The sequence below is a fragment of the Celeribacter ethanolicus genome, from assembly GCF_001550095.1.
GTDB classification, from domain to species: Bacteria; Pseudomonadota; Alphaproteobacteria; order Rhodobacterales; family Rhodobacteraceae; genus Celeribacter; species Celeribacter ethanolicus.
The window spans coordinates 1-11312 of the sequence record NZ_LRUC01000031.1 but is presented as its reverse complement, the minus strand read 5'-3'; the positions used below and the strand labels follow the sequence as shown (position 1 = coordinate 11312).

At 61.7% G+C, this 11312-nt stretch carries 11 protein-coding genes; 5 read left to right on the top strand and 6 right to left on the bottom strand.

Going from position 1 to position 11312, the window contains the following annotated elements; all coding sequences use genetic code 11:
- From NH195_RS11995 to NH195_RS11970, 6 genes are all read right to left on the bottom strand, one after another.
- The coding region (locus NH195_RS11995) for an electron transfer flavoprotein subunit alpha/FixB family protein (RefSeq protein WP_066706769.1) at positions 1 to 908 on the bottom strand (908 nt) is incomplete at its 3' end.
- The gene (locus NH195_RS11990) at positions 908 to 1660 is read right to left on the bottom strand and encodes an electron transfer flavoprotein subunit beta/FixA family protein (RefSeq protein WP_066704797.1); all 753 of its coding nucleotides are present in this window, start codon (positions 1658 to 1660) and stop codon (positions 908 to 910) included. The genes NH195_RS11990 and NH195_RS11995, both read right to left, overlap by 1 nt.
- A gap of 165 nt (positions 1661 to 1825) precedes the next feature.
- Positions 1826 to 2404: a cob(I)yrinic acid a,c-diamide adenosyltransferase gene (locus NH195_RS11985; protein ID WP_066707270.1), complete on the bottom strand. Its 579-nt coding sequence runs from the start codon at positions 2402 to 2404 to the stop codon at positions 1826 to 1828.
- Between the two features lies 1 nt (position 2405).
- Positions 2406 to 2609: a twin transmembrane helix small protein gene (locus NH195_RS11980; RefSeq protein ID WP_066707267.1), complete on the bottom strand. Its 204-nt coding sequence runs from the start codon at positions 2607 to 2609 to the stop codon at positions 2406 to 2408.
- Between the two features lie 90 nt (positions 2610 to 2699).
- Positions 2700 to 3524 carry an SDR family NAD(P)-dependent oxidoreductase gene (locus NH195_RS11975; RefSeq protein WP_066707262.1) on the bottom strand — a complete coding sequence of 275 codons (825 nt, stop codon included), beginning with the start codon at positions 3522 to 3524 and terminating at the stop codon, positions 2700 to 2702.
- Positions 3525 to 3602: 78 nt separating this feature from the next.
- Positions 3603 to 4073, bottom strand: a complete 471-nt coding sequence (locus NH195_RS11970; protein ID WP_066707259.1) for an SH3 domain-containing protein — start codon at positions 4071 to 4073, stop codon at positions 3603 to 3605.
- A 280-nt stretch (positions 4074 to 4353) separates the two neighbouring features.
- Here NH195_RS11970 and NH195_RS11965 point away from each other — a divergent pair, with 280 nt between their 5' ends.
- The 5 genes from NH195_RS11965 (at position 4354) to tuf (ending at position 11160) form a co-directional block, all read left to right on the top strand.
- Positions 4354 to 6714 (top strand): DNA topoisomerase IV subunit A, encoded by a 2361-nt coding sequence (locus NH195_RS11965; RefSeq protein ID WP_066707255.1) that lies wholly within the window; start codon positions 4354 to 4356, stop codon positions 6712 to 6714.
- 48 nt (positions 6715 to 6762) lie between these two features.
- On the top strand, positions 6763 to 8010 hold the full coding sequence (locus tag NH195_RS11960; RefSeq protein WP_066707252.1) for a DUF898 family protein: 1248 nt from the start codon (positions 6763 to 6765) through the stop codon (positions 8008 to 8010).
- Positions 8007 to 9203, top strand: a complete 1197-nt coding sequence (locus tag NH195_RS11955; protein ID WP_066707250.1) for a M48 family metallopeptidase — start codon at positions 8007 to 8009, stop codon at positions 9201 to 9203. Before NH195_RS11960 ends, NH195_RS11955 begins: the two co-directional genes overlap by 4 nt.
- 48 nt (positions 9204 to 9251) lie before the next feature.
- The gene (locus tag NH195_RS11950) at positions 9252 to 9893 is read left to right on the top strand and encodes a hypothetical protein (protein WP_155846168.1); all 642 of its coding nucleotides are present in this window, start codon (positions 9252 to 9254) and stop codon (positions 9891 to 9893) included.
- Positions 9894 to 9984: 91 nt separating this feature from the next.
- Positions 9985 to 11160 carry an elongation factor Tu gene (gene tuf / locus NH195_RS11945; protein WP_066707018.1) on the top strand — a complete coding sequence of 392 codons (1176 nt, stop codon included), beginning with the start codon at positions 9985 to 9987 and terminating at the stop codon, positions 11158 to 11160.
- Positions 11161 to 11312: the final 152 nt, after the last annotated feature.

Sequence of the window (11312 nt, the reverse complement as noted above, 5' to 3'; positions counted from 1 at the left end):
TTCTCGGTCATTTCTGGCACGGCGTCGAAGAGATCAGCGACGAGGCCGAAGTCTGCGACCTGGAAGATCGGGGCTTCTTCGTCCTTGTTGATCGCGACGATCACCTTCGAATCCTTCATCCCCGCGAGGTGCTGGATCGCACCCGAGATGCCGCAGGCGATGTAAAGCTCAGGCGCCACCACCTTGCCGGTCTGGCCGACCTGCCAGTCGTTCGGCGCAAACCCGCTGTCGACCGCCGCACGCGACGCGCCCACGGCCGCGCCGAGCTTGTCGGCGAGCGCCTCGATGATCGCAAAGCTCTCTTCCGAACCGACACCGCGCCCGCCCGAGACGACGATCTTCGCGCTGGTCAGTTCCGGGCGGTCGCTTTCCGCCACCTTGTCCTCGACAAAGGCCGACAGGCCGGTGTCCCCCGCGCCCGAGGCCGCCTCGACCGCCGCGGAACCGCCGCTGCCCGCCGCCTCGAAGGTCGAAGTGCGGAAGGTGATAACCTTCTTTTCATCTTTCGAGCGTACCGTCTGAATCGCGTTGCCGGCATAGACCGGGCGCTGGAACGTATCCGCATCCACCACGGAGGTCACATCGGTCAGAACCATCACATCCAGAAGCGCCGCAACCCGCGGCAGGACGTTCTTGCCCGTCGTCGTCGCGGCGGCGGTGATGTGGCTGTAGCCACCCGCCAGAGACACGATCAGATCGGCAAGGTTTTCCGCCAGCCCGTGGGCATAGGCCGCGTCATCGGCGACCAGAACCTTGGCCACGCCGTCGATCTTCGCGGCCTCGTAGCCCGGCGCACCGCACACGAGAAGCGTCACATCGCCCAGTTTCGCCGAAGCCGAGACGGCTTTCGCGGTGGCGTCGAGCGCGACCGCGCCGCCCGCCACATCCGCAAGACAGAGAACAGCCATCAGACGAGACCTCCCTCTTTGAGTTTCGCAATGAGTTCATCGACCGAGCCGACCTTGATCCCGGCTTCGCGCGCCGCGGGTTCTTCGGTTTTCACGACCGTCAGGCGCGGCGTGGTGTCGACGCCGTAATCGGCGGCGGTCTTCTCGTCGAGCGGCTTCTTCTTCGCCTTCATGATGTTTGGCAAAGAGGCATAGCGCGGCTCGTTGAGACGCAGGTCGGTCGTCACGATGGCCGGAAGAGTGACGGAAATCGTCTGCAACCCGCCGTCCACCTCGCGGGTCACCACCGCCTTGCCCTCGGAGATCAGCACCTCGGAGGCAAAGGTCGCCTGCCCCCAGCCGAGAAGCGCCGCGAGCATCTGACCGGTGGCGTTCATGTCGTTGTCGATCGCCTGCTTGCCGAGGATCACCAGTTCGGGCGCCTCCTCCGCGACGATCTTGGCGAGGATCTTTGCCACCGCCAGCGGCTCGATCTCGACGCCCTGATCCTCTTCGACCAGAATGCCGCGATCCGCGCCCATGGCGAGCGCGTTGCGGATCGTATCCACGGATTTCTTCTCGCCGATCGACACCACGACCACCTCGGAAGCCACGCCGGCCTCCTTGAGACGAATGGCCTCTTCGACCGCGATCTCGTCGAACGGGTTCATCGACATCTTCACGTTCGCAAGATCGACACCCGTGCCGTCGGTCTTAACCTTGACCTTCACGTTGTAGTCGATCACGCGTTTAACAGGTACCAATACCTTCATGCGTAAACTCCCTATAGCTGTCTGCCCCTCAGGGCGCCCAAAAGCTCTCCGGCCCTGTTGTTAGCCGTTTGCTTGCGCAGAAAATAGCCCCCAACGGCAAAAAGACGCATCCCGAACGTCACGTTCGGGACATTTTGTGTCGCAGCGTCATTTGGGTGAAATGGCTTACCGGTTTGCCCCCGGCACCCAAAGCACATCCGCCCGGCCATCGTCATTCGCCATCCGTGCGGCACAGAACAGCCAGTCGGAGAGCCTGTTGAGATATTTGATCGCCGCCGGATTCACGTCGCCGTTTTCCTCCGCAGCCAGTTCGGTTGCGATCCGCTCGGCGCGCCGCGCCACGGTGCGGGCATGGTGCAGATGCGCCGACAGCGGGGAGCCGCCCGGCAGGATAAAGCTCTTGAGCGGTTCGAGCACGGCGGTCATGGCGTCAATCTCGGTTTCCAGCCGGTCGACCTGTGCGTCGATGATCCGCAGGACCGGGTAGCCGGCCTCGGAATCGGCGGCCATGTTCGGGCGTGCCAGATCGGCCCCCAGATCGAACAGGTCGTTTTGAATGCGGGACAGGGCCGCGTCGGTCTCGCCTTCTGCATGGAGCCGGGCAAGGCCGAGGATCGAATTGGTTTCGTCGACCGTGCCGTAAGAGGACACGCGGGTCGCATGTTTCGGGGCGCGGGACATATCGCCCAGAGAGGTGTCGCCCTTGTCGCCGGTGCGGGTGTAAATCTTGTTCAGAACAACCATGTCAGTTTCCAGATTTGCGCAGGGCCACGTAGATCACCACGAGGATCACCGCGCCCAATTGCGCGAGGATACGGGCCTGCATGAGTTTGTTGGAGCGTTTCGCCCCCTCGACTCCGCCGCGTCCGAACTGGGCGATGCCAAAGGCGAGAATCAGCACGACGACGAGACAGGCCGCGAAGATGACGGTGAGAAAAGTGTCGGACATGAGCGGCTCCTCCTCGCTGAGTTCCGTGTCGTTTGCCGTACCGAATTGCGGAACGTCTGTATCAGAGATAGCGCGTTTGCCGGCCGGAGCCTAGCCTTTCGCCATGATCCATTCGCTGAGCCGGGCGGGCAGGACGCGCAGGGCGAGCGCGGTGAACACGGTGACTTTGGTCACCGGGTAGCGCGCCTTCGGATTGCGATCTTCAAGTGCGCGCAGGAGCTTCGCCGTGACCGCTTCGGGACCGAGTTCGAAGGCGTCGGGTTTCGTCGTTTCAGCATAGAGACGCGTCGTGAGTTTGGTGTAACGGGCAGATTGCGGGCTGTTGCGCCAGTCAATCCAGCGGTCGAACTGCTTGCGCGAATTGAGCCGGAAATCGGTGCGGATCGGACCGGGCTGGATGAGCGAGACATGCACATCGGTGCCGCGCATCTCAAGTCGCAGCGCGGTGGTCAACGCCTCGAGCGCATGTTTCGTTGCCGAATAGGAGCCACGGAATTTCGTCGTCATGAAGCCCAGCACGGAGGAACATTGCACGATTCGCCCGTGTCCCTGTTCGCGCATCACGCGCACGGCGCGCTGCGTGAGGTCGTGCCAGCCAAAGAGATTGGCCTCGAAATGCTGACGCAGCGCCGCGACGGGCAGGTCCTCAATCAGCGCGGGGATTGCATAGGCGCCGTTGTTGAAGAGCGCATCGAGCGTGCCACCGGTGCGCGTCATGATCTCCGTCCAGGCCGCCTCAATTGAAGCCGAGTCTTCGTAATCGAGCCGCAGGCTCTCAAGCCCCTCGGCGCTCAGGCGGGTCACATCTTCTTCGGATCGGCAGGTGGCGAACACCCGCCAGCCCAGGGATTTCAGGTGATGGGCCGCATGATGGCCGATGCCGCTGGAGCAGCCGGTGATCAGAATGGTGCGCATGAAAAAGCCTTTCCCGGGAGATCCGGGAAAGGCTTATCTTATGAAAGACGTTGAGGGAAACGTCTTTCGCCTGATATTTCAGTGAGGCAGGTCGGCGAGGAATTTCGCGGACATGTACCCTTCGACCCCGTCGCCCTCGACAGAGATTTTGACCCAGCCGTTTTCGACCGGAGAAATCACGCGCACGATGTCCGCACGCACCACCTGGCCCAGAACCTCATTCATGGTCGAGGGGCCGGAGCGCACGTTGACGCGGCTCGCGGTGACCTGTTGGAGCAGCATGTCCGGTTCGGTGGAGGCGGTCAGCACGGCGGCCATCTTTTCCGGGTGGGTGACCGTGGTGGTGGCGATTTGCGGCATGTAAGTGGCGGGCTGTGCCGTCAGGCCGGAAATCTCATCGCCCGTCAGGCGGGCCTGATGGACAAGCGGCTGAGTGGCGTTCGGCTCTGGCGTCGCGGCTTTGAGTTCGGCCAGGGTCGGGACATACTCGCCCTGACGCGCGGGCGAACTGCCGAAGGCTGCGGTGAATGTGTCGGAGATCTGCGCCATGAGAGGCTCTTTCGCCGTCTGATGTGCGTCATAAGCGGCCTGTTCCGACGGGGACAAATCTCGACCGAAAACTATGAGGGCGGCCCACAGACCGCACAATGTGATCAAACTCAAACGCAGCATATCCAAGCCCCCCAGCTTGTTCCTCTTACTGTATCTCAGGTGTTAACGCCTGACATGGGGAAAAGTTCCGCGTTCTTCCACCTAACTTGGGTGCCGCGGTCGGGAGGGGATCAGATGCGCTTGCCCGGTCCGGGGCGGGCGGCTATTCATCGTTCCCATGAGCAGTGATTTGACCCAAGACCCCGAACACGAAGACGCGCCGCAAGGCGAGAGCTTCGAACCTTTGCGCCGTGCGATCGGCGAGCGCTATTTGCAATATGCGCTCTCGACGATCATGCACCGGGCGCTGCCCGATGCGCGCGACGGTTTGAAGCCCGTGCATCGGCGTATCCTTTACGCGATGCGCGAGTTGCGGCTGTCCGCCACCGGGGGATTCCGCAAATCCGCGAAAATCTCCGGCGACGTGATGGGCAACTATCACCCGCATGGCGACGCCGCGATTTACGATGCGATGGCGCGTCTGGCGCAGGATTTCAACGTCCGCTATCCGCTGGTCGACGGTCAGGGGAACTTTGGCAACATCGACGGCGATAACCCGGCGGCGTCCCGCTACACCGAGGCGCGGATGACCATTGCCGCCGAGGCGTTGCTCGAAGGCTTGAACGAAGATGCCGTCGATTATCGCGACAACTACGACGGCACGCTGCGCGAGCCTGAGGTGTTGCCCGCCGCCTTCCCGAATCTTCTGGCCAATGGCTCGTCGGGCATCGCGGTCGGCATGGCGACGAACATTCCGCCGCATAACATCGTCGAACTGATCGACGCCTCGCTGCATATGATCAAGACGCCGGATGTGCGTGACGAGACCCTTTTGAACTACGTCAAAGGCCCGGATTTCCCGACGGGTGGCATCATTGTCGAGCCGCGTGAAAGCATGGCGAAAACCTATGCCACGGGGCGCGGTTCGTTCCGCCTGCGCGCGAAATGGGAGGTCGAGGATCTGGGTCGCGGTGTCTGGCAGATCGTCGTGACCGAGATTCCCTATCAGGTTCAGAAATCGAAGCTGATCGAGAAACTCGCCGAGCTGATCCAGACCAAGAAAGTGCCGATTCTGGCCGACGTGCGCGATGAGAGCGCCGAGGACATTCGCGTGGTCCTTGAGCCGAAGTCGAAAAACGTCGATCCGGATGTGTTGATGAACACGCTGTTCCGCAACTCGGATCTGGAGACGCGATTCTCGCTCAACATGAACGTGCTGATCGACGGGCGGACGCCGAAAGTCTGTTCGCTCAAAGAGGTGCTGCGTGCCTGGCTCGATCACCGTCGTGTCGTGTTGCAACGCCGCTCGCAGCACCGTCTGGAAAAGATCGACCACCGTCTTGAGGTGCTCGAAGGCTTTATCATCGCCTTCCTCAATCTGGACCGCGTGATCGACATCATCCGCTACGACGACGACCCGAAAGCCGCTTTGATGGCGGAGATCTGGGGCCGCGACGTGCCGCGCGCGATGACGGAGAAGGATTACGTCAGCCCGCTGCCCGCCCCTGAAGGCCAGGGCGAGCTGACCGAGGTGCAGGCCGAGGCGATCCTCAACATGCGCCTGCGGTCCTTGCGCCGTCTCGAAGAGATCGAGCTGATCCGCGAACGCGATGCGCTTTTGGAAGAGAAGGCTGGGCTGGTCGAGTTGCTGGGATCGGAAGAGCTGCAATGGGTGCGCATTTCTGACGAGCTGAAAGAGACCAAGAAACGATTCGGCAAGGATTACGGCCCGCGCGGCGCACGTCTGACGCAATTCGCCGAAGCTGCCGAGATCGAGGATGTGCCTTTGGAGGCGATGATCGAGCGCGAGCCGGTCACTGTCGTGCTGTCGCAAATGGGCTGGATCCGGGCCATGTCGGGTCACATCGACCTGACCCGCGAGCTGAAATTCAAAGATGGCGACGGGCCGAGGTTCATTTTCCACGCCGAGACCACGGACAAGCTGATCCTGATGGGCTCGACCGGGCGGTTCTATACGCTGTCGGCCGCCAACCTCCCCGGCGGGCGCGGCATGGGCGAGCCTGTGCGGTTGATGATCGACCTGCCCAACGAGGTGGAGATCGTCGATATCTTCAAGCACGATCCGGAAGGCAAATTGCTTGTCGCTTCCAACGCAGGCAATGGCTTCCAGATCGCGGAAAAAGATGTTGTGGCCCAGACCCGCACCGGCAAACAGGTGCTGAACGTCAAGGACGACGAGAAGGCTACGGTGGTGCACCGGATCAAGGGCGATCACGTCGCCGTCTGTTCGCAGAACCGTCGCTTCCTTGTCTTCCCGCTCGATGAGGTGCCCGAACTTGGGCGCGGCAAGGGCGTGCGGTTGCAGAAATACAATCAGGCACGCGGCGCGCAGGGCATGCTGGAACTCGATGGCGGTTTGAGCGATCTGACGACCTTCGACTGGGAACAGGGGCTGAGCTGGACCATGGGCGGGGGCAATACCCGCAATGAGAAAGACATGACCCAATGGCTCGGCAAACGTGCCGGTGTCGGCAAGGCACCGCCGCATGGTTTCCCGCGGGACAACAAGTTTAGCTGAGATCCCGGCCAGTGATTTCAGGCCAGTGATTCCAGACAGGTGATTTGAATGGCGCAGTTGTTGAACACGGAATTCGAGGGGCGCATGGGGCCGGTCTTAAGGCTCTCGCTCTGGACCGCGATTCTCACCGTGTTCACGCTGGGCTTTTATCGCTTCTGGATGAAGACCCGGCTCAGGCGGCATTTCTGGGCCGCTGTGCGCCCGGACGGCACGCCGTTGGAATATGTCGGCAAGGGGATCGAGAAATTCACCGGTTTTCTCATCGCGCTTGTGGTTCTTGCGCTGTTGATCGGGGTGCTGGCGCTTCTGCTGGTCTATGCCTCCTACGTGCTCTTCAACGAGGATTTCGAGGCCTACCTGGTGGCGGCGGTGATTGCCCTGCCGCTTGTCTATTTCGCCTCCTACCGGGCCAAGCGTTATGTCTATGCCCGAACCCGCTGGCGGGGCATCCGCTTTGCGCTTGAGCCAGCGGCGGGAAGATATGCGCTGGTGGCCATGGGGCATCTTCTTCTGGCGCTCGTGAGCCTCGGCCTGATGTGGCCACGGATGACCTTCAAGCTGGAGAAATTCCGCACGGATCGCACGTTCTTCGGCGACCAGCGCCTGCACCAGGGCGGCAAATGGACCGAACTGCTGCGTCCCTTCCTGCCGGTTCTGATCAGTGTCTGGGGCTCTGCTGTGGCGGGCGGAATCATTGCGTGGCGGTTTGCCGAGAGTGCGAATGCCGAAAGCATCGTGATCGCCTTGCTGCCGCTGTTCATCTTTATCGGCATGCTCGGCGCCGCGTTTTTCTATACTCGCTACCGGGTCGTCGCCCTGCGCTACCTTGCCAATCACAAGACGGCGGGGGGCATCGGACTGATCTCGAACCTGTCCTTTCCGAGCATCCTCGGTATCAACATCGGCGGCTATATTCTCACCAACCTCGCGACTGCGGCGGCGACCTTTGCCGTGGGGGCGCTTGCCTCGCTCCTTCTCGTCGCGTTCTATCCGGGGCTTTCGCATCTCGGCATCTTCGCCTCGGGTGCGGTGTCCGATGGGACTTCCATCGGTGAGGAGGGCATGCCCTCCGCCGAGATTACCGTCTTTTTCGCATTGTTTCTCTATATGGTGACTTTCTTGTTCTTTTCCGTCTTTCGCCAATGTTTCGTCGTCTTTCCCACCTGGCGCCATTACGCCAGCACCCTGTCGCTCACCGGGGGCGAACACCTTGCCCAAATTCGTCAGCGCGACCGCGATGAGGCGGGGCAGGCGGAGGGCATCGCCGAAGCCTTCGATCTGGGGGCGGCGATATGAGTGCCGCGGGGCCCTGGGCGCCGATCCCGGACGGGGTGCGATGCGAGCTGGTCGATGGCAAGACGGCGGCGCGTCATGTGGTCTATGCGCTTCTGCGCGATGGCGCGCTCGATCTCTCCTACACGGATGAGGCGGGCATAGAGCTGCGCTGGAACTGGCCCTTGTCGCATCTGCGCCATGTCGAGGGGCAGGGCGATCTGACATGGGGCAAGGCGCCCTTGGGGGTGTACAGCAATGTGATGACCCCGACCGCGCGGCTCTATGTGCGCGACGGGCATCTGCGGGCGGCGCTTGAGGCGGAGGCACCAAATCTCAAACGCAAGACCCCGGTTACGGGGAGGGGGCGACTCATCGGGCTGATCGTGGGGGCGATGGCCTCCGTCGCCTTCATCGTCTTCGCGCTCATTCCGCTGATCGCCGATCAACTGGCCGCCGGTCTGCCGGTCGAAGGCGAGCGCGCGCTGGGCGACAAGACCTATCAGCAGGTGCGCGACAGTTTCGGGACGGTCTTTCCGCTGAACGAATGCACCGGGGCAGAGGGCGTTCTGGCGCTTGAGGAGATGGAAGCCAGGTTGCTTGAGGTTTCCGATCTCGACCGCGAGGCGGTGCAGCTCACGGTGCTCGATCACGACATGATCAATGCCTTTGCCCTGCCCGGGGGACGGATCGTCGTCATGCGCGGGCTGATCGAGGCCGCGGAAGCGCCCGAAGAGGTCGCCGCCGTGATCGCCCATGAGATGGGTCACGTTGCCCATCGTGATCCGACCCGCCATGCGTTGCGTTCGGTCGGCACCTTTGGGGTGCTGTCTCTGGTGTTCGGCGATTTCGCGGGGGGCACGGTGGTGCTTCTGGGCGTCAATCAGCTTGTGAATGCGCAATATTCCCAAGGCGCGGAAAGCGCTGCCGATGCCTATGCCCATGCGCTTTTGCCCAAGGCCGGGGTGTCGCCGGGCGCACTTGCGCCGCTGTTCGAACGGCTGAAGGCGAAATACGGCGATAGCGAAGGCCTTGCTGCCCATCTCGCCTCTCACCCGGCACTTGGCGACCGCGTCACGCGGGCCGAGGCGGCGGCGGCCGAGTTCGAAGGCGAGGAGCAGCCGTTGCTGTCTCCCCTCGCCTGGCGTGATTTGCAGGCGATCTGCGGCGATGACAAGGGAGATCGGAAGCGCAAAAGCAACAGCGTTGCGCCCTGAGCTCTTTGCCGTTACCAATTCCCCCCGACCATCAGGAGGATCTGTCCCGTGTTTCACATTGCCCGTCGCGTATTTCTCGGCCTCACGCTTCTTGCCCTGACCGCTTGCAGCGATGCCAAGGAGGTGACGGAAGAGACACCCCTGGTAAACCTCGGCGACTTTGCGTTTGGACATAACGTGGTGATCGCCAAGGATGCGACGAAGGCGCCGTTTTCGCGCACGGCCAGTGAAGATGAGATCGAAACCGAATTGAAATCCGCGATGCAGGCCCGTTTCGGCCGGTATGACGGCGACAAACTCTATCACATCGGCATCAAGGTGGACGCCTATGGGCTCGCGGCCCCCGGTATTCCGGTCTTGTTCACGCCGAAATCCGTGCTCGTGCTGTCCGTCAACATCTGGGACGATTCGAAAGGGGTGAAGCTGACGGAGAAACCCAAGCTTCTGACTGTGTTTGAAGGCGCCTCCGGGGCGACGCTGGTTGGGTCGGGCATCACGCGCACGAAAGAGGAGCAACTTGAGATCCTGAGCCGCAACGCAGCGCTGAAAGTCGAGCGTTGGTTGCAGGAAAACGGCCAATGGTTCGGGGTGGAACCGATCGCGCCGGAGAGCTCGGATGCGGAGGAAGCCAAGGCCGCGCTCGAAGTTCTCGCACCCGAAGCGGCAACAGAGGCCGCAAATGGCAACTGACGCTTGATTTTCCTGTTCGAAGCCACTACCTAGCCCGCGATGTTAATTTCGGGCCAGATTTCCGGCCCTTCAAACCAAGAGGCGCCTCGATATGGCTAAAGGTAAGTTTGAGCGTAACAAACCGCACGTCAACATCGGCACGATCGGCCACGTTGACCACGGCAAGACCACTCTGACGGCAGCGATCACCAAGTACTTCGGTGACTTCAAAGCCTATGACGAAATCGACGGTGCGCCGGAAGAGAAAGCCCGCGGGATCACGATCTCCACGGCCCACGTGGAATACGAGACCCCGAACCGCCACTACGCGCACGTCGACTGCCCCGGCCACGCCGACTACGTGAAGAACATGATCACCGGTGCGGCCCAGATGGACGGCGGTATCCTGGTTGTGAACGCGGCTGACGGTCCGATGCCGCAGACCCGTGAGCACATCCTGCTGGCCCGTCAGGTCGGCGTGCCGGCTCTGGTGGTGTTCCTGAACAAAGTGGACCAGGTCGACGACGAAGAACTCCTGGAGCTGGTCGAAATGGAAGTTCGCGAACTTCTGTCCGAATACGACTTCCCGGGCGACGATATTCCGATCATCGCGGGCTCCGCTCTGGCCGCTCTCGAAGGTCGTGACCCGGAAATCGGCGAGAACAAGATCCGCGAACTGATGGAAGCCGTCGACGCCTATATCCCGGAACCCGAGCGTGCGATCGACCAGCCGTTCCTGATGCCGATCGAAGACGTGTTCTCGATCTCCGGTCGTGGGACTGTTGTGACCGGCCGTGTGGAACGCGGTGTGATCAACGTGGGCGACGAGATCGAAATCGTCGGCATCCGCGACACCAAGAAAACCACCTGTACCGGTGTTGAAATGTTCCGCAAACTGCTCGACCGCGGTGAAGCCGGCGACAACATCGGCGCGCTGCTGCGCGGTGTGGACCGTGAAGGCGTCGAGCGTGGTCAGGTTCTGTGTAAACCGGGCTCCGTGAACCCGCACACCAAATTCGAATCCGAGGTCTACATTCTGACCAAGGAAGAAGGTGGCCGTCACACCCCGTTCTTCGCGAACTACCGTCCGCAGTTCTACTTCCGTACGACGGACGTGACCGGGACCGTTGTTCTGCCGGAAGGCACGGAGATGGTGATGCCGGGCGACAACCTGAAATTCACGGTTGAGCTGATCGCCCCGATCGCGATGGAAGAAGGTCTTCGCTTCGCCATCCGCGAAGGCGGCCGCACCGTGGGTTCGGGCGTGGTGTCCAAAATCATCGCCTGATCAGCTTTGCTGATTAAGAAATAGAAAGGGCCTCCATCGGGAGGCCCTTTTTGTTTCGGGGCGATGACAGCGACGGTGTTACCCGCAGAGCGACAGTGCAAGCGTCGGGTGGCAGTTGGCTTTGCAAGGCAAAGGCAATGAGAACCCAAGGC

Excerpts from the sequence above, each read along its gene's own strand:
- NH195_RS11990 (WP_066704797.1), bottom strand. The coding sequence starts at position 1,660 with ATGAAGGTATTGGTACCTGTTAAACGCGTGATCGACTACAACGTGAAG.
- NH195_RS11985 (WP_066707270.1), bottom strand. The coding sequence starts at position 2,404 with ATGGTTGTTCTGAACAAGATTTACACCCGCACCGGCGACAAGGGCGAC.
- NH195_RS11980 (WP_066707267.1), bottom strand. The coding sequence starts at position 2,609 with ATGTCCGACACTTTTCTCACCGTCATCTTCGCGGCCTGTCTCGTCGTC.
- NH195_RS11975 (WP_066707262.1), bottom strand. The coding sequence starts at position 3,524 with ATGCGCACCATTCTGATCACCGGCTGCTCCAGCGGCATCGGCCATCAT.
- NH195_RS11970 (WP_066707259.1), bottom strand. The coding sequence starts at position 4,073 with ATGGCGCAGATCTCCGACACATTCACCGCAGCCTTCGGCAGTTCGCCC.
- NH195_RS11965 (WP_066707255.1), top strand. The coding sequence starts at position 4,354 with ATGAGCAGTGATTTGACCCAAGACCCCGAACACGAAGACGCGCCGCAA.
- NH195_RS11960 (WP_066707252.1), top strand. The coding sequence starts at position 6,763 with ATGGCGCAGTTGTTGAACACGGAATTCGAGGGGCGCATGGGGCCGGTC.
- NH195_RS11955 (WP_066707250.1), top strand. The coding sequence starts at position 8,007 with ATGAGTGCCGCGGGGCCCTGGGCGCCGATCCCGGACGGGGTGCGATGC.
- tuf (WP_066707018.1), top strand. The coding sequence starts at position 9,985 with ATGGCTAAAGGTAAGTTTGAGCGTAACAAACCGCACGTCAACATCGGC.